This is a genomic window from Parerythrobacter lacustris (genome assembly GCF_024626475.1).
GTDB classification, from domain to species: Bacteria; Pseudomonadota; Alphaproteobacteria; order Sphingomonadales; family Sphingomonadaceae; genus Parerythrobacter_A; species Parerythrobacter_A lacustris.
Genome location: NZ_JANKHH010000008.1, coordinates 64,799 through 86,891, shown reverse-complemented (window position 1 = coordinate 86,891; position 22,093 = coordinate 64,799). Strand labels below are relative to the sequence as shown.

General features: G+C 63.5%; 21 protein-coding genes and 1 tRNA gene. 6 read left to right on the top strand and 16 right to left on the bottom strand.

What is annotated here, in order from left to right; all coding sequences use genetic code 11:
* Positions 1 to 131 precede the first annotated feature (131 nt).
* The 3 genes from NSO95_RS14965 to NSO95_RS14955 are packed head-to-tail and all read left to right on the top strand — an operon-like array spanning position 132 to position 2,426.
* Positions 132 to 1,352 (top strand): toxic anion resistance protein, encoded by a 1,221-nt coding sequence (locus NSO95_RS14965; RefSeq protein WP_257597137.1) that lies wholly within the window; start codon positions 132 to 134, stop codon positions 1,350 to 1,352.
* A gap of 4 nt (positions 1,353 to 1,356) precedes the next feature.
* Positions 1,357 to 2,106, top strand: coding sequence for a hypothetical protein (locus tag NSO95_RS14960; RefSeq protein WP_257597136.1), 750 nt, complete (start codon positions 1,357 to 1,359; stop codon positions 2,104 to 2,106).
* On the top strand, positions 2,106 to 2,426 hold the full coding sequence (locus NSO95_RS14955; protein WP_257597135.1) for a polyhydroxyalkanoic acid system family protein: 321 nt from the start codon (positions 2,106 to 2,108) through the stop codon (positions 2,424 to 2,426). The genes NSO95_RS14960 and NSO95_RS14955 overlap by 1 nt, the downstream gene beginning before the upstream one ends.
* Positions 2,427 to 2,470: 44 nt before the next feature.
* On the opposite strand, the gene NSO95_RS14950 is transcribed toward NSO95_RS14955, so the two are convergent.
* The 8 genes from NSO95_RS14950 to NSO95_RS14915 form a co-directional block, all read right to left on the bottom strand.
* Positions 2,471 to 3,403: a cobaltochelatase CobT-related protein gene (locus NSO95_RS14950; RefSeq protein WP_257597134.1), complete on the bottom strand. Its 933-nt coding sequence runs from the start codon at positions 3,401 to 3,403 to the stop codon at positions 2,471 to 2,473.
* Positions 3,404 to 4,260: 857 nt separating this feature from the next.
* Positions 4,261 to 4,701 (bottom strand): DUF2721 domain-containing protein, encoded by a 441-nt coding sequence (locus tag NSO95_RS14945; protein WP_257597133.1) that lies wholly within the window; start codon positions 4,699 to 4,701, stop codon positions 4,261 to 4,263.
* A gap of 81 nt (positions 4,702 to 4,782) precedes the next feature.
* Complete coding sequence (locus NSO95_RS14940) at positions 4,783 to 5,577, bottom strand: class I mannose-6-phosphate isomerase (RefSeq protein ID WP_257597132.1); 795 nt, start codon at positions 5,575 to 5,577, stop codon at positions 4,783 to 4,785.
* Complete coding sequence (locus tag NSO95_RS14935) at positions 5,574 to 6,608, bottom strand: mannose-1-phosphate guanylyltransferase (protein WP_257597131.1); 1,035 nt, start codon at positions 6,606 to 6,608, stop codon at positions 5,574 to 5,576. The genes NSO95_RS14940 and NSO95_RS14935 overlap by 4 nt, the downstream gene beginning before the upstream one ends.
* A gap of 51 nt (positions 6,609 to 6,659) precedes the next feature.
* Positions 6,660 to 7,394, bottom strand: coding sequence for a hypothetical protein (locus NSO95_RS14930; RefSeq protein ID WP_257597130.1), 735 nt, complete (start codon positions 7,392 to 7,394; stop codon positions 6,660 to 6,662).
* A 177-nt stretch (positions 7,395 to 7,571) separates the two neighbouring features.
* Positions 7,572 to 11,042, bottom strand: coding sequence for a TonB-dependent receptor (locus NSO95_RS14925; protein ID WP_257597129.1), 3,471 nt, complete (start codon positions 11,040 to 11,042; stop codon positions 7,572 to 7,574).
* 276 nt (positions 11,043 to 11,318) lie between these two features.
* Positions 11,319 to 12,236 (bottom strand): isopenicillin N synthase family dioxygenase, encoded by a 918-nt coding sequence (locus NSO95_RS14920; RefSeq protein ID WP_257597128.1) that lies wholly within the window; start codon positions 12,234 to 12,236, stop codon positions 11,319 to 11,321.
* Positions 12,237 to 12,246: 10 nt separating this feature from the next.
* Positions 12,247 to 13,560, bottom strand: a complete 1,314-nt coding sequence (locus NSO95_RS14915) for a NupC/NupG family nucleoside CNT transporter (protein WP_257597127.1) — start codon at positions 13,558 to 13,560, stop codon at positions 12,247 to 12,249.
* Positions 13,561 to 13,703: 143 nt separating this feature from the next.
* Between NSO95_RS14915 and NSO95_RS14910 the strand changes: the two genes are divergently transcribed.
* A complete protein-coding gene (locus tag NSO95_RS14910) occupies positions 13,704 to 14,387 on the top strand; it encodes a queuosine precursor transporter (protein ID WP_436278048.1) in 684 nt (227 codons plus the stop codon).
* Positions 14,388 to 14,849: 462 nt separating this feature from the next.
* Here the strand turns inward: NSO95_RS14910 and NSO95_RS14905 are convergent, their stop codons facing one another.
* The 7 genes from NSO95_RS14905 to NSO95_RS14875 all read right to left on the bottom strand — a co-directional run bounded on the left by NSO95_RS14905 (position 14,850) and on the right by NSO95_RS14875 (position 19,188).
* On the bottom strand, positions 14,850 to 15,191 hold the full coding sequence (locus NSO95_RS14905) for a hypothetical protein (RefSeq protein ID WP_257597126.1): 342 nt from the start codon (positions 15,189 to 15,191) through the stop codon (positions 14,850 to 14,852).
* 30 nt (positions 15,192 to 15,221) lie between these two features.
* The gene (locus NSO95_RS14900) at positions 15,222 to 15,671 is read right to left on the bottom strand and encodes a hypothetical protein (protein WP_257597125.1); all 450 of its coding nucleotides are present in this window, start codon (positions 15,669 to 15,671) and stop codon (positions 15,222 to 15,224) included.
* A gap of 251 nt (positions 15,672 to 15,922) precedes the next feature.
* Positions 15,923 to 15,998: transfer RNA gene (locus NSO95_RS14895), tRNA-Lys, on the bottom strand.
* A 47-nt stretch (positions 15,999 to 16,045) separates the two neighbouring features.
* Positions 16,046 to 16,537: a 2-amino-4-hydroxy-6-hydroxymethyldihydropteridine diphosphokinase gene (gene folK / locus NSO95_RS14890; protein WP_257597193.1), complete on the bottom strand. Its 492-nt coding sequence runs from the start codon at positions 16,535 to 16,537 to the stop codon at positions 16,046 to 16,048.
* Positions 16,534 to 17,397, bottom strand: a complete 864-nt coding sequence (gene aguB / locus NSO95_RS14885; protein WP_257597124.1) for an N-carbamoylputrescine amidase — start codon at positions 17,395 to 17,397, stop codon at positions 16,534 to 16,536. The genes folK and aguB overlap by 4 nt, the downstream gene beginning before the upstream one ends.
* Positions 17,398 to 17,407: 10 nt before the next feature.
* On the bottom strand, positions 17,408 to 18,151 hold the full coding sequence (locus NSO95_RS14880; protein WP_257597123.1) for an SIMPL domain-containing protein: 744 nt from the start codon (positions 18,149 to 18,151) through the stop codon (positions 17,408 to 17,410).
* Positions 18,152 to 18,297: 146 nt separating this feature from the next.
* Positions 18,298 to 19,188: a class I SAM-dependent methyltransferase gene (locus NSO95_RS14875; protein ID WP_257597121.1), complete on the bottom strand. Its 891-nt coding sequence runs from the start codon at positions 19,186 to 19,188 to the stop codon at positions 18,298 to 18,300.
* Between the two features lie 105 nt (positions 19,189 to 19,293).
* Here NSO95_RS14875 and msrA point away from each other — a divergent pair, with 105 nt between their 5' ends.
* Positions 19,294 to 19,830, top strand: coding sequence for a peptide-methionine (S)-S-oxide reductase MsrA (gene msrA, locus NSO95_RS14870; RefSeq protein WP_257597120.1), 537 nt, complete (start codon positions 19,294 to 19,296; stop codon positions 19,828 to 19,830).
* A gap of 7 nt (positions 19,831 to 19,837) precedes the next feature.
* A complete protein-coding gene (locus NSO95_RS14865) occupies positions 19,838 to 20,659 on the top strand; it encodes a hypothetical protein (RefSeq protein ID WP_257597119.1) in 822 nt (273 codons plus the stop codon).
* Positions 20,660 to 20,774: 115 nt separating this feature from the next.
* Here the strand turns inward: NSO95_RS14865 and NSO95_RS14860 are convergent, their stop codons facing one another.
* On the bottom strand, positions 20,775 to 21,980 hold the full coding sequence (locus NSO95_RS14860) for a hypothetical protein (RefSeq protein WP_257597117.1): 1,206 nt from the start codon (positions 21,978 to 21,980) through the stop codon (positions 20,775 to 20,777).
* Positions 21,981 to 22,093: the final 113 nt, after the last annotated feature.

Here is a 22,093-nt window from a genome sequence, read left to right as displayed (position 1 = left end):
TTGCCAAGCCGGGAAAAAAGCGGAGACTTCCAGCCCGCCATCACAGCACGATACTTGTCATTTGTGTCTTACATAACTAATACAGTATCGAAAGCAGACGGGCGCATGCCCGCCGGGAGCAGAGAGCAGGAATGAGCACGACCCAAACCCCCAAACCGGCGGTCACCGCCACCGCCGTCGATTTCGAGCTGACCCCGCCCGATCCGGTGCCGCAGGTCGCGCCGGAAAAGGCCGCCGGCCTCGTCCCCGTGGGCGAGGAGATCAAGAGCAAGCTGGAAGAAAAGGTCGACGGTTTCGTCGCCGACCTGATCTCGGTCGATGCCAATTCGCCCGAATTCGGCAAGAAGGTCGACCAGCTGACCAATATGGGCCGCAAGGAAATCATGGCGGCGGCGGGGCATTCGAACCGTTTCCTCGACCGCCCGTTGCGGGCGATGGACCAGGATGAAGGCGTCGGCGCCAATCTGGGCGAGCTGCGCCGGGTGGTCGAGGATCTCGATCCGGGCCGGCGCGGCAAGCTGACCGGACCGCGCAAGATTCTCGGCGTGATCCCGTTCGGCAACAAGCTGACCAACTACTTCCGCAGCTATCAAAGCGCGCAGACGCATATCCAGCAAATCCTCAACAAGCTCGGCAACGGCAAGGATGAGCTGCTGATGGACAATGCGGCGATCGATGTCGAGCGGGCCAAGCTGTGGGAGGCGATGGGCAACCTTGAGCAGATGATCCACATCTCCAAGACGCTCGACGCCAAGCTGGAAGAAAAGGCGATCGAACTCGATTCGACCGACCCGGCCAAGGCCAAGGCGGTGCGCGAGACCGCGCTGTTCTACGTCCGCCAGCGCACGCAGGACCTGCTGACCCAGATGGCGGTCAGCGTGCAGGGCTATCTCGCGCTCGACCTGGTCAAGAAGAACAATGTCGAGCTGGTCAAGGGCGTCGACCGCGCCAGCACCACCACCGTCGGCGCACTGCGCACCGCGGTCACCGTCAGCGAGGCGATGACCAACCAGCGGCTCGTGCTCGGCCAGATCACCGCGCTCAACCAGACCACCGCCGGCATCATCGACAGCACCAGCACCATGCTGCGCGAACAGACCGGCAAGATCCACGAGCAGGCCGCCGCCAGCACCATCCCGCTCGAAACGCTGCAGCGCGCGTTCCAGAACATCTATGACACGATGGACGAGGTCGACACCTTCAAGCTGCGCGCGCTCGATTCGATGAAGCAGACGGTCGAGGCATTGTCCGGTGAGGTGGAGAAGTCGAAGGGCTATATCGCGCGCGCCGAAGGCCAGGCGCAGGCATCGAAGCAGATCAACGAATCGAGCCTGCTGAGCATCGAGGGCTGACCGCTTGAACGACCTGACCCGAGACAGCGACCGCATATTGCAGGACAGCGCCATGGTGCTGCGCGACAACCGCGAGGGCGGGCGCCACCGCCGCGCGCGCTCGATCGGGCAGGGTTCGGCCAGCCTCAAATCGCAGCACCTGATGCGCAAGCTGGTGCGCGTGCTGCTTGCCACCTTCGCCATCCTCGTCGCAGCGAGCTTCGCCGGGATGATCCTCAACGGGATCGGCTTCTGGGGTCTGCTGATCACCGTGATCGCGATCCTCGTCGCCACCGGCACGCTGGGCATTTTCCCCAAGATGAAAGTGCCCAAGCGCGCCGATCTTAACAAGGGCGACGTGCGCTCTATGGTCGGGCGAACCGAGCTGTGGCTGGAGAACCAGCGCCTCGCCCTGCCCGCCCCCGCCGCGCGCATCGTCGAGGATATGGGGGTGCAGCTCGATGCGCTCGGCCTCCAGCTCGAAACGGTCGACCAGGACCATCCGGCGACCCGCGAGGTGCGCAAGCTGGTGGGCGAGGTTCTGCCCGAGACGGTCGACAGCTACCAGAAGATCCCGCGCCATCTGCGGGCCGAAAAGCGCGCGGGCGCGTCGCCCGACGAGCAGCTGACCGACAGCCTGAGCAAGATCAGCAAGGAAATCGACAGCGTGACGCGGCAACTGGCCGAAGGCTCGCTCGACGATCTGGCGATCAAGCACCGCTATCTCGACTACCGCTACGGCGGCGAGATCGAAGCGCCGGACGCGAACAGCTGATGCGCGTCGCGGTACCTCACAACCTCCCGCGCGAGGAAGTCCGCCGCCGCCTGCGCGAACGCACCGGCGAGATCATCGACCACATCCCCTTCCCCGGCGCGACGGTGGAAAGCGACTGGGTGAACGAGGACCGCCTCGCGCTGTCGATCGGCGCAATGGGCCAGACGGTCCAGGGCCACGTCGATGTCGAGGACGGTCAGATGGTGTTCGAAGTCCAGCTGCCGATGATGCTGGGCTTTGTAGAGCCGATGATCGCGAAGGGCTTCAAGGAGCAGGGGACGAAGCTGCTGGCAGGGCCGGGGGATGGCAAGACGGATTAGTCAGGTTCTCCAGCAATCCATCAATCAACATGTGAAACTGGATCTTACTCTTTAGGCCCTGTCGAATCTAGTACTTCCCCTTTATCATCGCACAAGATCTCCGTAATGAAACGGAGTAGTTCAAGTCCGATATCGGCCGGAGCATCGACATGGCGACTTCGAGGATAAAACGGGTGCGCTTTGCAGCCGATCCCGAATGCGGCCATCTCTACCACTTTCGTACGGTTCAATTCTTCGACTACGAACTCGAGGTGGTCAATCAGGTAGCTTGCATCGTTCTCGCTCAATGTTGAATCATCGACTGGTGCTCCGTCTGAGAGCACGATCAGTATCTTCCGAGAGTGCCCCATTTCACCAAGGCGGGACACCGCCCATTGAATTGCCTCGCCATCGATGTTCTCCTTCGGGAAATCGGGTCTCAGCATGTGGCGAAATGCCCAATTGCCGGTACTAGCGCGATCATCAAGACCATCGCGAAAAACGACATGAAGCAGGTCATTTAGTCGACCCGGGTTGCGGGGCCTGAGGCGCCAATTCCATAGGCGTCGTGACCGGCCGCCGCACCATGCCGACGTGGTAAAACCGAGGACCTCACAGCCAATTTTCAGCGTCGCCAAAAATTCCTGAGCTACATCGGCGGCGGCTGCAGAATAGAGCATCTTCTGCCCACGCATCGAACCTGACTGATCGAACAGCAGCGATACAATTGTGCTCTCTCGTCGATCACGGGGGATCGCAAGATTTATGCGTTCCGAGAGTTCACGACTCGATAGCGTGAGTTTGGTTTTCCATGGCAGAAGTCCCGTCTGAAACTCATCCCATGCCTCGTCCAGAAGTCGCTGATTCTTGTGGGAGAGCGACTCCAAGACGGTGCCGAGCTCATCAGCGTCAACAATGCGATCATAGCGGCTGGTGTAGACCCGATATTGATTCGAAAGCCTGTCGGATTCATTGGGCATCGAGAAAATCTCGGACATCTATGCGCTCCCGTCAATCGCAAACCCAAGCGTTTGAGTAGTACCAAAGGCGTATCCTTTGTATGCTATTCTGGTCTTCTGAGATATTGCTGTCGGTAACACATCCACCTCAAACCATTTTCCTACACGCCGCAAATTTGCTCAACACTAGCGGATGAGCGCCTCCCCCCGCACCGCCCCGCCCGACCACCGCAACAAACACGCGCATCGCAAGCGGCGCAGGCCGCCGTTCTTTGCGCCGGTGCCGCTGAAGGGGCGCAAGGACGGGTGGAGCGTGGCGCGGCAGGCGGCGTTTCTCGGGCAGCTCTATATCACCGGCTGCGTGCGGACGGCGGCGCGGCGGGTGGGGATGGCGGCGCGCTCGGCCTACCGCTTGCGGGCACGCGCGGGGGCGGAGGAGTTTGCGAGCGCGTGGGATTTTATCCTCCAGCCGCCCGGATCGGCCCGCCGCGCGCGCCCCGGCACCGATTGGCGGAAAGTCCCGCTCCACGCGCTGATATGGCAGGTCGAAACCGGGCGAATCCGGCCGGTGGTCTATCGCGGCCAGGTCACCGCAATCCACACAAGCCATTCATTTCCCTTGCTTATACGCCTGCTGCGCCGCGCCGACGCGGTCGAGGCGCGGGCGGATGCATGGGAAGACCGGCAGCACGCGAAAGTTGCGAAAAGCACCGGGGTCTGTGTCACACCCCCGTCGGATCGCGGGCAAGCAGAGCCTGAAGATCGTCATGGCGAGGAGGTCCAAACCCAAATTGGGGCGACGCGGCAATCCAGCGATGAATCGCGCTGCCGCCCTGGATTGCCGCGCGGCTTCGCCGCTCGCAATGACGGGCGGAGGAGACGGCACGATGAAGCGCCTAGAGCTTCCGGTCCAGCTCCAGGAAAGTCTCGGGAATCCGCAGGCTTTCCGCCGCGATCTGGGTTTCGCGCAGGAACAGCAGCAGCGCCCACATCAGCATGCCGATGGCGACGATGAAGGTCCCGGCGGCCACGGGTTGCAGGCTCGCTCCCGCCATTTCCTCGACGAACAGCAGCCCGACGGTCAGCCCGATGCTGAGGCCCGAGAGCACCAGCAGGCGCAGCGCGCGGCCGACCAGGTGGATGCGGCGCGCGACGATACGGATTTCGAGCACCACCATGTCGTGCTCCGCCCCCTCGGTCGCGGCGTGCTGGCGGCGCAGCTCGCGGCTGCGGTCGACCACCCGCGCAAGGCGGCTGGTGAGGATGTTCATGATGTTGCCGATCGCCACCAGCACGAACACCGGTGCGAGCGCGAGCTGGATGGTCTGGGCGATCATGGGGAGCGTCTTTCCGGGAAATTGCTGCAACTGCACAATTGGCGATGCAGCGGGCGGAGCGCAAGCGCGGTGAATTCGAATTCAGCCCAGTTCCGCCGCGACCAGCGCGCAGCCCGCCGGGGCGAACTGCACGCCGGACAGGCTCGCCACCGCCGCGCATTCGCCCGCTTCGAGTTCCGATCCGTCGATGGTGGCCTTGCCTTCGAGCGGCATGACGAGGCAGGGGCCGGGAACGTCAGGCTTCGCCGTGCCGACCACGAGATCGATGGTGAACTTCGGCCCGGAGACCAGCCGTTGGCTGCGGGTGAAGTCGACATGGCCGCGCAGCGCCGGATCGTAGGGCGCGCCCTGCGCCACCGCCAGCGCCGCATCGAGATGCAATTCGCGCGGGCGGCCGTAGTCGTAGAGGCGGTAGGTGATGTCGCTGTTCTGCTGGATCTCGACCAGCGCCAGCCCCGGCCCGATGGCGTGGACCGTGCCGGCGGGAAGGTAGAACACATCGCCGCGCTGCACCTTATGCCATGTCAGCAGCTGCTCGATCGACCCGTCGAGCGCGGCGGCGCGCATCGCCTCGGGGCCGATTGGTTGGTCGAAGCCGATGGCGAGGCTCGCGCCCGGTTCGGCGTCGAGCACCAGCCAGCATTCTTCCTTGCCGCGCATCCCGGCGGGGGCCTGCGCGTCCGACGGGTGGACCTGCACCGACAGCTTCTCGCTGGTGAAGAGATATTTCGCCAGCAGCCCTGCGACCGGCAGCGCGGGCTCGAACCAGATCTCGCCGATCCGCTCCCCTGCGGGCGCAGCGAAGGGCGCGGGCAGCGCGTCGCAGCCCCACACCTTGGCGACCTCGCGGGTGGGGAGGCGGAACGGGGCGCTCACTGCTGCGACGCGCCCTTGAGCTTGCCGACCTTCTGCGCGCCGTCGGCGCTGGTCACCAGCACCTCGTCGCCGTCGATCACGATGATCACGTTCTCCAGCCCGATGGCCGAGACGCGCGGCCCGTCGCTCTGGACCAGCACATTGCGACAATCGACCAGTTCGGCGCTGCCGCGCAGGCTGTTGCCCGCCTCGTCCTTGCTCCGCGCCTCGTGCAGCGCCTGCCAGTTGCCGATGTCGGACCAGCCCATCGCCACCGGGACCATTGCCGCGCGGTCGGTGCCTTCCATCACGGCATAGTCGATCGATTCGCCTTCGATGGCGAGGAAGCTCGCCTCGTCAGGATGGAAGATGCCATCGATCTCCGCGCCGCGCTCAACCGCTAGACGCGCGGCTTCGGCCATGGCAGGGCGCTGGCGGGCGAGCTCGTCGAGATATGTTCCCGCGCGCAGGCAGAAGATGCCGCCGTTCCAGCTGTAGCCCCCGTCGTCGAGGAAGCCCTGCGCGGTCGCAAGGTCGGGCTTCTCGACGAAGCGCTCGACTGCATTGCCGCCGCCCAGCGCTGCGCCGCGTTTGATGTAGCCATAGCCGGTCTCGGGCGCGGTCGCCTCGATCCCGAAGGCGACCAGCCAGCCTTCCGCTGCCAGCGCCGCCGCCGTCTCCGCAGCGGCTGCGAAGGCTACCGGCTCGGCGACATGGTGATCGCTCGGGCAGACAAGCAGCAGATCGCCTGCATCCGCCAGCAGCGCCGCCAGTGCGATCGCCGGTGCCGTGTTGCGCCCGGCGGGTTCCTCGATCCGGCGAAGGCCATCGACGCCACTTGCCTGCTCGGCCACGAGATCGCGGTGCGCGGCTCCCGCAACGACGGTCGGGGCTGCGAACACCGCTCCGCCAACCCGGTCCAGCGTCTGCTCGAACAGGGTCTTCTGCCCGACCAGCGGGAGAAACGGCTTGGGACGCACGGCGCGGCTGCGCGGCCACAGGCGGGTGCCGCTGCCGCCGCACAGGATGACCGGGTGGATAGTGCTGCTCATGTCGCGATACTCATTCGCTCGCGGGCATAGTGCTGCCGCCTTGATATCGCGTTACCGGCCACTGAAATCGACCCGGTAGCCATAGCGCGCCTCGACCGGAGTGCCATCGGCACGGGTGGCGGGATTGAAGCGGATCTTCTGCACCACCAGCGGGCAGACCAGTGCGGTCGTCTCCGCATCGACCTGGGTGCTTGCGACGGAGCAATTCTTCGCCCGCCCGTCAGTCGTCACCGTGAACACCACCGTCACCGACTTGCCGAAGCGCGTCTGCCGCCCGCCTTCGGGCACCGGGAAATCGCGCGCCTGGTCGAGATTGCCCGAGCGGACGGAGGGTTTGACCGCAACTCCGTTGCCCATCCCGCCCCCGCTGCGGCCCGATCCGGTGCCGTCGCCTGCGCCCGAGGCGCCGGTCCCCTCGCCGCTGTCGCGTGCGCCGGAGCGGCTTTCGGTGCCGGTGGAGGAGGCCTTGGGCACCGGAGTTTTCTTGGGCATCGGGATCGGCATGTCGGGCGCGGTCACCGGCTTGGGGACGGCCTTCTGCCCCTGCTCACCCGACGCGCCTTCGTCCGGCTGCGGATCGTCGGGATCGGGCGTGTAGTCTCGGGTCGCGACGGTGACGGTGAGGGCTTCGAGCACCGATTGCTCGACATCGGCGACGGCAGCGGGGCTGAATATCCGCGCGAGGCCATAGAGCCCGACGATGTGCAGCAGCACGATCAGGGCGATGAGCCACGGCTTCGGCCTGCGGCGGGTGTCGGAGTATCTGCCATCGGGCGTCGTTGCCATCGAACCGCGCCTCCCAATCTGCGCAACGCTGTGTATGCGCACGATCCTAGGTCAATCCGGCGCGTCTGGCGATGGCCTGCCGCTCCGCCAGCAACACCGCCCGAAACACCGGCCCAAACACAAACGGCGGCCCCCGAAGGGACCGCCGCCTGTAGGCAACTTATTGTCAGATCGAAACTAGAAGTCGTAGCTGACCCCCACCTTGATCCGCCAGACCGACGAGCTGACGTTGACAAAGTTGTCCGTGTCGAACGAAGTCAGTCCTTCGGCATTCGGGCGCAGTGCGGCGGCACTGGTGAAGATGTAGCGTCCCTCTGCATCGATGCCTGAGATCGAAGCAATATCCTGCAAGCCGGCGAAATTGCGCCGGGTTTGCACGTTCCAGCTTGAGTCCAGCAAATTCAGGAAGTTGTCGACAGTGGCATAGAGGCGAAGCTTGTCATCCCGTCCGAACAAACGACCCGGACCGGGGATCTCCTGCGAGATCGACAGGTCCATGTCGAAGTACCAGTCGTTCTCGCAATGGTTGCGAGTCACCGAGCGCCCGATGAATTTGCGCGCACAGCCAAGACCGTTCGCAAAGTCGGTCAGCAGAGCCATATCCGAGGCACTGATTGTCGACGACGGCGACACGTTCGGATCGCTGATACCTGTCGGCAGATAGACCAGCGCGTTGTCGTTGCCCGATTGCGTGTCGTTGAACACCCCGCCTCCGGTGAAGGTCAAGCTATAGGGGCGGCCCGACCGGGCAATGAACGACATCGAAAAGCGGCTGGCCAGGTCAGGGAAGAATTCTTCCTTGAACGACAGGCGTGAAGTGATGTTGTGGCGCGAGCCGTAGAAGCCCCGCGTAGCCTCCGGGTTCTGTCGGTCGAAAGCCGCCGTCGAGTCAAAGTTCGAGCCTGCGGTCGAGCTCAGCATGTTCCGCCGGTCTTGCGAGTCGGTGTAGGCATAACCGAGGTTGAAATCGACCGAGCCACCATCGGTGAAGACGCCTCCATCGAACCGCTTGGACAGGATCGCCGAGGCGATATGGCTCTCGAAGCTGCCAGCATTGGTCAGCATCAGTTCGTCATCGCGCTCGGTGTTGAAACAGGCGGCATTGACCCCCTGATAGACCGGTGCCGGATCAAGTCCGACCAGTTGCGCTGTACACCCCGCTACCGACGGGTCGATTGCGCGATAGATCGGGCGGCCATCAATGGTGAAGCCATCGAGCCCGATATCCGGATTGACCGTCTGGGAAAGATCGACAATCGTGAACGGGTCGCGGGTCTTGCTGTAGATGTAATCGAGCGCCAGGTTCCAACCGCTGAAGAAGCCGGTTTCACTGAAGTCGACATCCGATGCGAAACCGATATTGGCACGCAACACGCTGGGCATCTTGATGTCCGGACTGATCGACTGGGTATCACCCAGGCCAGCCGCCGCACGGGACGAAGCGGCCGCCTGGAAGCAATCCGGAACACCAGTGAACTGACCGTTGACCACAACATCGATCTGGCCCGCCGGGCACGGCGCGTCGCGCGTGGTACCCTGCGCGAAACCGCGACCGTCATTGGAGAAGGCATTGCTGAACCACACAAGCGGATCACCACCTGAGAAGATGCCAACCCCGCCGCGCAGCTGTGGACGCGAAAAGATGGCGAAATCATCCATGTCGTAAGTCAGCGCAAGGCGCGGCATCACGATCGGGTCAAGCGCGCTGAAGCCGATATCATTGCCGAAGCCGTAACGGTCAACGAAGTTGGGGTTCTGCGTCGGTCGCCCGCCATCGAACCAGTCGACGCGCAGCCCCAGAACCGCACCGAGGCGGTCGTTGATTTCCCATTCGTCCTGCGCAAACACCGAATAGTTGGTGCGGGTGAAGTCCGCCGCCGCAGCGGTGACATCGCCTGTGGCAGAGAAATTGCCGAATGCGCCGACCGTACGGCCCGAAATAACATTGCTCGGTAGGGTAGATGTTGTCCCGGTGCTGCCCGGCGAGAGCAGGCCGGCGCGCAGATCATCGATGTTGCGGAAGACGAGCGTGCCGGTCGCGTTCTGGACGAACAAGTTGAACAGCGAAACCCTGTTGATCTCGGCACCGATCTTGATCCGGTGTGCACCGGCATCGAGGTTTGCAGCGACCCGGAACTGGTCAACATCGGTCTTGAGATCATTGCCCGAGCGCGAGTTGCCGGGGCCGGCCAGTACCGTGCCGTCAATCCCGGTCGGATTGTCGATCCCGACGATGATCCGCGGAATCGGATTATCCGACTGTGCTTCACCGCCGCCGATCGGATCCTGCAAATCCTGGATATCCGCACGCGAGTAGCGCACTTCGGTCGAGAAATTGTCGCTCCACTGCGAGTACAGGCGGGCCGAATAATAGTTCGATTCGGTGCCGCTGATCCGGAAGGTGTTGCGGCCAACTGCCTGCGGGTTGTTGCCCGAGAACAGATCGTCAGGCAGCGTGGTCGCTTCTTCCAGTCGCTGATAGGTCGCTTCGAGACGATGATCGTCGTTGATCTGCAAGTCAGCGCGGAGGAAATAGCGGTCGTTCTCGAACGGACGGCTGGTTACGATGTCGCCGGTATCGACACCATAGACGTCGTTCAGTACCTGACGCACCTCGTTGAACTGCTCGACGGTGATGCCGATTTGCGGGTTCGGGAAACCGGCACCGTCAGGGCCGAAATCCTGCGACTGGCCGGCTTCCTGATGCTCGTAGGCACCGAACAGGAACAGACGGTCCTTGATCACCGGGCCACCAAGATAGGCGCCCCAGCGCTTTTCCGCCTCGATCGGTGCGACTGCAGAACTGCGACCCTTGGAGACAACATTATTGCCGCGCAGGCCGTTGTCCGAATATTCGAAGAAGCCGCCGAACTGATAGTCATTGGTACCGGACTTGGTGACAACGTTGATCGCACAGCCCGTGAACTGGCCATAGTCGACATCGAATGGGGCAAACTGGACCTGCGTTTCGCGCACGGCATCATAGGGTATCGGGGTCGAGCTGCGCGCGCTGAAGCCGGTGTCGTTGAGGCCGAAGATATCGCCCTGACTGATACCGTCGACCGTGAAAGCATTGCCGCGGTCGTTGCCGCCAAGGCAGCTGATGCGGTCGGCGCCCGAGCCGCCGGTCGCGGCGTCTTCACGGTCAAGGCTGACGCGCGGATCGAGGCGGATCACGTCACGAATGTCGCGGTTGAAGCTCGGCGCGGTTTCAAGCACTTCCAGGCCAAAGCTGGTGCCTGGCCCGACTGCCAGCTGGGTAACCTGCACACGGGTGCCGGTCACCACGATCTCGCCCGCGCCAGAAGTCAGGGCGAAGGTCAGATCAGTTGCGCCCTGCAGCGAGGTGTACAGTTCGCCGACCGACTGACCTTCGTAGCCGTCCACATTGACCGAAACCATGTAAGGGCCACCGACCACGAGGTTCTGTGCCGAGAAGCGGCCATCGGCACCGGTCACCGTCGTTCGCGAAGCGCCAGTCCGTGTATCAGTCACGACCACGGTCGCGCCGCTCAGCGGAACGCCCGCTTCGCTCTGGACGGTGCCCTGGATCGAAGACGTGATCTGCTGCGCCATGACGGGTGCGGGCAGGATGACGCCGGCCGTAAGGCTGAGGGCGCTGGCGGCAAGGAGGTATCTGAGTTTCATGGGTGAACGGTCCCTGTTCTCTGATCGAAACGGATAGGCGGGTTGGATGGCCCGCCCGCTAAATGCGATAAGTGACGCGCAAAAGGGGAATTTGTGACCGCGCAATGACAACGAGCCCAAAACTTTTACACAGCCTGGGATAATTCGGTTTTTTCTTGCCGAATCAGATGCTTAACTGTGTTGCTGCGTTGCAACAGGCAGAGCGAATTCTTTCGCTACGATGAATCGCCGCAAGCTGGCGGGGAATCGCCGCTTGGAGTCGCGACGGCAGGAGAATCAGGCGAGATTGATCTCGCGCAGCCGCTGCAACAGAAACTCGTGGCTCGAAATCGGCGGCGGCGCCTTTCCGTCGTCGCACGAATCCAGCGTCTCGATCACGTAATCCGGCCGGAAATGCAGGAAAAACGGCATCGAATAGCGCGCGCGGTAGGCGGCCTCGCCGCGCGGATTGACCACCCGGTGGGTGGTCGACACCAGCCTGCTGTTGGTCAGCCGGTCGAGCATGTCGCCGATGTTAACCGCCAGCGCGCCTGGCGGTGGATTTACCGGCAGCCATTCGCCCTGCTTCGTCAGCAGCTCGAGGCCGGCCTCCTCGGCCCCCAGCAGCAGGGTGATGGTGTTGATGTCGCCATGCGCCGCCGCGCGGATCGCGCCTTCGGCTTCCGCGCCTTCCAGCGGCGGATAGCGCAGGAGGCGCATCACCGAATTGCCATCGGCGACCGTCGGGACGAAGAAGTCCTCCGCCAGCCCGAGATGGATCGCGATTGCGCGCAGCACTCGGTCTCCTGCTTGCTCGAAGGCAGCATAAAGCTCTTCGAAGGTTTCCCGGAAGCCGGGGATTTCCTCCGGCCAGATATTGGGCTGCATGAATTCGGACAAGGTGTGGCCGTCGGGCAGGCTGCGCCCGACGTGCCAGAATTCCTTGAGGTCGTGGACCCGCGCGTCCTTCGCCTTCTCGGTCCCGAACGGGGTATAGCCGCGCGCGCCGCCGCCGCCGGGGATGTGGTAATTGCGCTTCACCTCGTCTGGCAAAGCAAAGAATTGCTTCGACATTTCCTCGGCACGCGCAATCAGATCGGCGGGGATGCCGTGGTCGCGAATGATGGCGAAGCCGTACTCGGAGAAGCTGCGGCCGAGCTCGTCGGCGACATCGGCGAGCGGGCGGGCGATGGAAACGGATGCGATGTCGGTCATATCGGTTGTCTTACAGCGGCAGGAACAGTCCGGCGAGCGCGGCGCTCATGAGGTTGGCGAGCGAGCCGGCGGCGAGTGCCCGCAATCCCAGTTTGGCGATAACCGGTCTTTGATTTGGCGCAAGCCCGCCGGTTACCGCCATCTGGATGGCGATCGAGGAGAAATTGGCGAAACCGCACAGCGCGAAGGTGACGATCGCCCGGCTGCGGTCGGTCAGCCCCTCGATCTGGCCCAGTTCGATGAAGGCGACGAATTCGTTGAGCACGATCTTGGTGCCGAACAGGCCGCCTGCGACCTGCGCCTGGTTCCAGTCGGCGATGCCGATCAAGTACATCACCGGCGCGAACACATAGCCGAGGATCTGCTGGAACGAGATATCGGGGAAGCCGAACAGCCCGCCGATCCCGCCGAGAATGCCATTGGCCAGCGCAACCAGCGCGACGAACACCATCACCATCGCGCCGACCGCGACCGCGAGCTTGACCCCGGTCTGCGCGCCCTGCGCGGCGGCTTCGATCACATTGGCCGGCTTGTGCCCTTCCTCGAAGGTCTCGGCCACCTCGACCTCGTGCGCCTTGCCGCCCTCGGTGATGGCGGCAGGCCCCTCGGCACTGATCCGCGCGTCGGGCAGCTCCATCTTGCCGGCGATGTCGGCATAGTCGCCGTCGTCGGGCATGATGATCTTCGCCATCAGGATCCCGCCGGGGGCGGACATGAAGGCGGCGGCGAGCAGGAACGGCACCGCTTCGGCTCCGATGAAGCTGGCATAGGCGGCGAGGATCGTGCCGGCGACGCCCGCCATGCCCACCGTCATCAGGGTGAACAGCTGCGCGGGCGGCAGCGCGGCGAGATAGGGCCGGACCACCAACGGGCTTTCCGACTGGCCGACGAAGATGTTCGCGGCGCTGCCCAGCGCCTCGACCCGGCTGATCCCGGTCAGCCAGCCGATCGCCCCGCCGACCCAGCGCACCAGCCGCTGCATGATGCCCCAGTGATAGAGGATCGAGACCAGCGCGGCGAAAAACACGATCACCGGCAGCGCGGCGATGACGAAGGTGTTGGTGAACGGGTTGGCGTCCATCGGGCCGAACACCGCAGCGATCCCGATCTTGGAGTAGTCGAGCAGCGCGATCACCCCGTTGGACATACTCTCGATCGCCTTCACGCCCCACGGCGTGCGCAGCACCAGCAAAGCGACCACCGCCTGCAGCGCGAATGCCGCGCCGACCACGCGGAGCCTGATCCGCTTCTTGCCCGTAGACAGCAGGAAGGCGATGGCGAGGATGGCGAGAATGCCGAGCAGGCTGGCAACAATGGGATGCATAGGTCGGTCGGCGCCCGTTCCGGTTGGCGATTCTGTCGTGTCCCGCCTTCGCCTTTTGTCGCGCGCCAGTCAAACACGATGCCCACAGGACGGTTGATCGCGCGCGCTTCCCTTTTCGCGCGCAAGGCCATAATCCCGGCCGCATGACCGGAACCGAAACCGCCGCGGCCAAGGGCCTGCACATCCATCGCTCGCTGCTCTTCATGTTGCTGCTGTATGGCGGGATGACCGTGGTGGCGGGCGTGCTGGCCTACAAGCAGGTGCAGCTTTACCCGACCGAGCTCGCGGTGGAGGCGGGCATTTTCGCCTTCCTCATCCTCGTGGTGATCTCCAGCACGGTGACCCAGCTGTTCGGCCAGCAGCTCGCCAACCGCATCGTGTTCTGGGGCTTCGTCCCGCTCGGCGTGTCGTCGCTCCTGATGACGCTGGTGCTGGCGCTGCCCGCCTCACCCGAAATGATCCAGTTCCGTCCCGAGGACCTGACCGCGTTCGAGCGGGTGCATTCGCAACTGTGGCGGGTGTGGCTGGCAGGCCCGGCGGCCTATCTCGTCTCGCTGCTGCTCAACATCTGGATCTTCAACAAGCTGCGCGGGAGCGGAGAGGGCAGCACGGTGGGGCTGATGCTGCGCGGCGCGGTCGCCTCGGCGCTCAGCCAGGCGATCGATTCGGTGATCTTCATCACCCTCGCCTTCTACGGCGAGTTCGACATCACCGACCTCCTGATCGGGCAGGTGCTGGCCAAGGTCGCGCTCAGCTTCGTGCTGGTGCCGTTCCTGATTACCGGTGGCGTCGCCCTGGCCCGCTGGCTGGACCGGGATCGGGCATAAGCAGCATCAGCGAGCAGCCGCGTATTGTCGACGAAATTGAGAAATACCACGCGGGTGGTAAATGACGCAGTCCCGACCTAACGCGTCTCTCTCCAGTTTCCCTGCTAAACAGGGAATCAACAGGGGAAACTGCCTTTTTTGAGGCCCGAAACAGGGAATTTCGGCGCCAATTCGCGCAGTCGGTTCGGCAATTCCTGTACAATTCCGGTACTTTAATCGCGCAAAAGGGCGTTTCCTGCTATTCGCCCGAACAGGGTATTTTTTCGCCGTAACAGGGTAATCTTTCGGCGGTATCAGGGGATTTGATCGCCGGAACAGGGAAAACGCTAGCGTCGGGTAGTAGCACTCTGAGATCGAGGGAAATCCATAAATTGATCTTCGGGAAACTGGCAACCGGGGACCGAACCGCAAGTGGCATTGAGGGACACCATCATGCTCGTGCCCGCTGGACACTCGGTCCCACTAGATACGTTCGATCGGGACGCGAAGGGTTTCCTCCTCAACTCCCTCTTCATTTTCGCGCGTGAATCGAAGGATCAGATCCACGGCATCGTACCTCTCGGCGTTCCAGATCATCACCGCCTCTGCCCATGGCACAACAGATTGGAAGCACAGGCGATCATAGCGGACGACCTCGATGATCACCTGCGCCACCGCCGGATCCGCCGAGTATTCCACATCGCCGCCAGGGAACTTGTCGGCGATGCGGGCTTCGTAGCAACTGTTGCTCAGCTCGGCCTTTGCGCAGACTGCGAGAGGGAACCCGGCCCTTTTGATTGCGTAAGCTTCCAGATCAAATAGCATGCAGATTTCTCCGTCCATTCTTTCGTGAATTCACGACGCATTCTCCTCGCACCTGAGTGTTGGCAAAGCAATTGCACTTTGCCGGTTGGCGGAGCCATCCCTTACCCGCTGGGAAATCAGGGCAACAGGTTCCGACGCCGGCTCCTCGTGAATGCGGAGGTAATGGCCGCTCGAAATCCAGCTTTCGCCGTCGGTCAGGCGGTAGACTCGCGTCAGTCCGCCGTCATGCACGCGGTTGAAGCTTTGCGCGCTGAAGAATTCCCACAATGCCGCGTGATCCTGCTGCGGCAGGAGGTTGTCGGCTACGAATACAGAATCACGGAGCGAAGACATTTCGATGACGAGATTCCTTTGCCGAATGTGAAGGCTCGCCCGTGCAGCCCCTTGAGTGCCGAGGATACAGTGGCAACAAATATCGGTAAAGAACTCAATATACTTGAACGGTACTGCTATAGGCTTCTTGCATGCAGGCCATGCCATGAAGCTCTGCCATTGGCCAAGGCAGTTCAGCGGGCGAAGTTGCCGATATGGCGATCGACGAGCGGAATCGAAATTAACCCAAGGGGCCGCGAAGCGAACGGGTTATGAATGGCCGGAATCTCCCGAAAACGCCCAGACAGAAACTCGTCCGTTCTGCTTCGCAAAATCACCTGCGGCAAAGACCCGGAAAAGCGGGGGTATTTTGGCCAATCTGACAGAGACTGCGCATTTGAGGGAAATCTGGGACTGTGTGGTGAGCCGTGCTGGGTTCGAACCAGCGACCTACTGATTAAAAGTCAGTTGCTCTACCGACTGAGCTAACGGCCCCCACGGGGTCGGACGCGGGGCCGCGTGGGGCCGCACAGTCCGGGCGCTCACCTAGGCAGGGGGCTTGGCTTGGTCAAGCGGGCATTGAGCTGGCGGAGCGAAAGTCCGCTCAGCGGATCGCGCCAGTCGCCCGCGATCTGCGCCGCCGGGCCGAGGACGAAGCTGCGCCGCCGGAATTCGCGGTGGGGAACTGACAGTTCCGGACTGCTCCACGCGCCGCCGCTCCACAGCACGATATCGAGGTCGAGCACCCGCGCACTCCACCGCTGCCCGCGCCGCCGGCCGAAGCGGCGCTCGATCCGCTTGAGCAGCGCGAGCATGTGCGCAGGTTCGAGCTCGCTCTCCACCAATGCCGCCGCATTGGCGTAGCGCCGCAGCGAGGGGCCGAGCGGCGCACTCTCGATGATGCGCGAGCGGGCGGTGACCGGGCCGATTTCCGCCAGCGCGGCGATGGCAGTCGCCACCACCTCGCGCGGGCTGCCGAGCGCGGCGTGGCGCATGTTCGAACCGAGCGCCAGAAGGTAGCGCGCCTGCCTCAGATATCCTCGGCGATCCGCCCGTAGAGCTGCGGGCGGCGGTCGCGGAAGAAGCCCATGCCCGCACGGTGCTTGGCCGCGAGCGCGAGGTCGAGCGTCGCCACCAGCACGCCCGTCTCCTCTTTGCCGTATTCGCACACCAGGTCGGCCCATTCGTTGGCGATGAAGCTGTGGCCGTAGAAGCTCTGCCCCGCGTCCTGCGTGCCTTCGTGGCCGATGCGGTTGGCGGCGACCACCGGCATGCAGTTCGATACCGCATGCCCCTGCATCGCGCGCCGCCACATCCGGCTGGTGTCGAGATCGGCATCGTAGGGTTCGCTGCCGATCGCGGTGGGGTAGAACAGCAGTTCGGCGCCCTTGAGCGCCATCACCCGCGCACATTCGGGATACCACTGGTCCCAGCAGATGCCGACGCCGATGGTTGTGCCGCACACGTTCCACACCTTGAACCCGTCATTCCCGGGGCGGAAATAGAACTTCTCTTCGTAGCCCGGTCCGTCGGGGATATGGCTCTTGCGATAGGTGCCCATCACCTCGCCGTCCGGCCCGATCATCGCCAGCGTGTTGTAGTAATGGTGCCCGTCGCGCTCGAAAAAGCTGGTCGGGATGGCGACTTCCAGCCCTTTCGCCAGCTTGCGCATCGCGATCACCGAGGGATGCTCCAGCGTAGGCCGCGCAAGCGCGAACAGCGCCTCGTCTTCCTCGCGGCAGAAATAAGGGCCGGAGAACAGCTCGGGCGGGAGCACGATCTGCGCCCCCTCCCCCGCCGCGCGCTCGACCAGCTGCGCGACCGCGTCGATATTCTCCCCCTCGTCGCTTGAGCCGAGGGCGAGCTGGAGGGCGGCAACGGTGATCTTCGTCATGCGAGCGCGCTTACTTCTCCCGCAGCGCGAAGTCCACTTGCACCGCCACGGTGCTGCGCGTCTGGCCGGGCTGAATGACGCTGGCGGAATCCATCGCGGCTTCGGCCATTTCCTCGGGATAGGGCATGCGCGAGACCGGGGCCACCGCACCCGGCAGGTAGCGATCGCCTTGCGCGCCGCCGCCATCGCGAATGGTCAGCACGCGGCTGATCTCCATCCCCGCCGCGTCGGCATAGGCCTTGGCGCGCGCCTCGGCGGCCTTGAAGGCGTTGCCATAGGCGGTGTTGGCAGCGGCTTCGGGGTCCGACATGCGCAGTTCGGGACCGCTCATGATATTTGCCCCGGCCTCGGTCGCGGCGGTGACGGCGGCATCGGCCTTGGCAATGTCGCGCACGGTGACGGCAACGATGTTGTTCGCCTGGTACTGGCCCTTGCGCGGTCCCCAATCGATGCTGGTGATCCCGACCGAGCGCGTCTGAATGTCCTTCGCAGGGACGCCTGCCGCCTTAAGCGCGTCGACCAGCTCGCCGATCTTCTCGGCATTGGCGGTGCTCGCCGCCTTTCCGGTGGAACCGAAGGTCTCGATCCCCGCCTGAAAGACCGCCATGTCGGGCTTCGTCTCGGCCTCCCCGGTGGCGCTGACCGAGAGCAGGGTTTCGTCATGCTCGACCCCGCGCGGGTCGAACGGGGCATCGCCGCAGGCGGCGAGGCCGAGGGGCAGGATGGCGGCAAGGGCAAGCGATCGGGCGTTCATAGGGGCTCTCCCGGCAGGGCCAGAGTGGCCCCGCTCAGGGTTGCCTTATTTTCACCACAATGTGAACCCGAGGTGAATGATACACTATCACATCTAGCCATGACCTGCCCGGCTTACATGCGCTTTTTGGACAGCCCTGCGGCCCGTCAGGGGCGCTTCTTGAACAACAATGTCATCCGGTCGCTCTCGCCCTTTTCGGCGAGGTCGGCGCGCTTGGTGCGCTGGATCGGGGGCATTTCCCACACGCCTTCGGGATGGTCGGCGGTGTCCATCGGGTTGGCGTTGATCTCGCTCGCGGCGACCAGTTCGAAGCCCTGCAGCTCCATGAAGCTCACCACGTCGTCCTGCCGCAGATAACCCTTGCTGCCATCGGTGTAGCTGTAGGGCGCATCCGGCTTGGCGCGGTGCTGGACGATACCGATCAGCCCGTCGTCCTTGAGCAGCGCGCGCATCGCGGTGAACTCGCTGTCGGCGACGTTGGAGCGCATCATGTTGTGCATCATGCGGATCACCAGGATGCGGTCGAAGGTGCCCTTCTGGTCGTCGGGGATCGTCTCGAGCGTCATGCCGGCGAATTTCTCCGCCGGGAGCCCGGTGAAGCCCGCGACCTCGGCCGGGAAGCCCGCCGCCGCATCGCGCGTGCGCTGGCGGCGCGTTTCGTCCTGCGTTGCGGTAATGGGGTTGGCGTAGAGGCCGACCAGCTGGCCTTCGCCGCCGAGATAGTGGCCAAGCAGGCGCGAGTACCAGCCGCCGCCGGGGGCGTATTCGCCAACCTTCATATGCGGGCCGACGTGGAAGAAGGCGAGCGTTTCGGCCGGGTGGCGGTGCTGGTCGCGCGCGCTGTCTTCCTTGCGGGTCGGGTGGTTGATCGCCCCTGACAGCGCCTCGCCGTGGTGCTTCATGAAGGTTGCGGTATCGAGCACCGAATGCTTTTCGCCGTGATGATGATCGCTGGTGGCATCCATGTGGCCGTCGGCCAGTGCAGGCGTGGCGGCAAGGGCAAGGGCGGAAGCGGCGGCGGCAAGCAGGAAACGCATCGAATTTTCTCCCGGTAAACTGATAGCCCCCGTGTTTAGGGCAACAGCGGGCGATGACAAGCGAACCCGTGCAACCTACATCCGTTCCCGAACGAAGGAGCAAACATGAGCGAATTCCAGCAAGCGATCATCGCCGGCGGCTGTTTCTGGTGCACCGAAGCGGTGTTCAAGGACGTGATCGGGGTGAGCGAGGTCGAGAGCGGCTATATCGGCGGCACCGTCCCCCATCCGACCTACAAGGCGGTGTGCAGCGGCACCACCGGCCACGCCGAGGGGATCCGCGTCACCTTCGACCCCGCCACCATCACCCTGCCCGAGATCTACGACGTGTTTCTCGGCACCCATGATCCAACCCAGCTCAACCGGCAGGGCAACGATGTCGGCACGCAGTACCGCAGCGCGATCTTTCCGCTGGACGATGCACAGCGCGCCGAAGCCGAAGCTGCGATTGCGCGGTGGAACGTCGACCATCCGGGCGAAGCCGCCGTCACCACTATCGAAAGCGGCGAGTGGTACCCGGCGGAGGATTACCACCAGGACTACTGGGACGGCGAAGGCCAGCGCAACCCCTACTGCCTCGCGGTGATCCCGCCCAAGATCATGAAGCTGCGCAAGAGCTTTGCCGACAAGGCCAAGAGCTGACCGCACGATGCCCGCGCCGATCGACAAGGCCTATACTGCGGATCATGTCGTCGGCGCGGACAATTCGGTCGCTTTCACCTGCTCGAACGACCGCGCCGAGTGGCCGTGGCTCGAGCTGCCGCCGCAGCATCCGCTGGTGCTGATGACCCAAAGCTTCTGGATCAGCGTCGGCGGTGCGATGGCGCGCGGGACGCTCGACCCCTCCAAATGGTCCGCGCTGACCTGGGTCGACTGGGCAATCGGCGACCCCGCCGCCGGGCATGGCGCGCACGGGATCATGGAAGACACCGCGATCGGCGGCGCGCCGGGCTTTGCGATTACGCTGCGCGATGCGCAGGAGCGGCTGGTCTATCGCATGCGCGGCAAGGGCGTGGTGTTTCGCAACCGCAACTTCGAAGGCTGGCGTGCGGAGTCGAAAGGTGCGCTGGCGCCTGCGAGACCGGAGCATGACTTCGAATACGCGCCAGCGGGGGCGGTCGGCGTCGCGACGGGCGAGTTTGCGCTGATCTCTCCGCTCGAACCCGATGGGGAAGCGGTTACGGCACTGGTCACCGCCGCCAACGGGATGCCGCCCGCCAGCCGCCAACTCTCCGGCTCAGGCGACCACGTCAACGCAACCCATATCGGCGAATGCGCCCGCCAGTTCGCAGCCTTGCTGACCGGCGATCCGCGCGTGGCCTTCAGCGCGGGCCAAATCCGTTTCGACCGTTACATCGAGATGGAAGTGCCCTTCCGCATCGTATGCGCCGAGCGGAGCGACATCGGATTGCGGCTGCGCTTCAGCCAGGCAGACCGGGAGTGCAGCGAGGCACAGCTGCGCTTCGCTTAGAGCGACGAACAGGCCGCTCTCTGCGCATAGCATTTCCAGGTTGGGGAATGACCCGCGGGCAGTGCCGGGGCGTTGCCGCGCACTGTGCGGCACCGCCCCGGGGCAGCGCGTCAGCCTAAAATGCGTGGCTCTGGATAAGGCTCTTCACGCTCGAAACCAGCACCCCAATGACAATCGGGTTGTTGGTTGCTGAAGAGACGGTGGTGGTCATGTGTCCGCTCGAGTCGAACGACACATTGGTCGAGGTCGTCGATGAACTGTCCGACTTCACATAATAGGGCCAGCAGCCGTAGCCAGCATGGCTTTCCGAGTGCGCATAGGTCTGCTGGTCCGAGCTGAAGCTGGCATCGGAGGTGGTCGTTTGGCTGATGCCGTCGGCGATGACCAGCGCTGTGGTCACGTACTGGAGCGACCCGTCCGACCCGAAAAACTCGGTCCATTTGGTCGGATCGGACCACAGGTCCGACGTATCGTCCTGATAGGCCTCGACCAGCGCCGCGCCATAGAACCACGGCAGGTATGTCTGTCCGCCATCCTGCAACGACCCGGTTGCCAGTGCGGTGAACGGAACCGTCACGACCTTCTCGAAGTTTGTCTGGACGGTAACGTTCGATGACGCAAAGGTACTGGTGAAGCTGGACGATTCCGAGCTTTCCGACGTGGTGTAGAAATAGGTTCCGCCCTTGGAACCGCTTTCGCTCGACCATGCGCCGGACAGGTCGCCGCTTGCGGTCGACGAATCCATGCTGAAGCCGCGAGTCTGACCGTGGTTCAGCTGCTTCAACATTTCCCCATGCGTGACCGTGAACGGAATGGTGGCACCCGGCGGTGCGTTGAGCATCAGTTGCTGTGCGATCCCGACGGGATTCGTCAGAATCCGCGACAGGGCGTTTGCTGCCGTCGCAGCCGTTCCCGGATCGAGGTTCATGGTCGCCCACTCGTTAAAGAACTTTGCCTGTTCCGTCGGAAGCTGGCTGGAAATGGTCAGGTTCCTGTGTGCATACGCCCGCCAGTCGGCCAGCCAGATGCTGTATTGGTCGCCGAGGGTAGTCTTGAAATCGGCGCTGCCCGCCACGGTCAGGTTGGACAGCACGGTCTCGTATTCGCCCGACAGATTCGAAATGGTCGACGAGTCGTAGACCTGTGCGATCGAATCGTTCGGGATCTGGTTCATCATGGTCCACAGCAACTGCGTCGTATCCGGCGCGATCAGGTCGCCCTGAGCGATCTGGAAATCGTCGCGCGAAATCCCGAGACCCGTGGTCATGGAATTGTAGATCTGCGCCGTAAGATTGGCCAATGGATCGATTGGATCAGGCATACGTCCTCCTTGCCGAAAATCGGCATTATTGTTTCCGCGAAATAAGAATCGCCGTACGCCGGTTTATTTTATGCCGAGTTCTGATCTTGTAGGAATGCGACTCAACGCTGAAG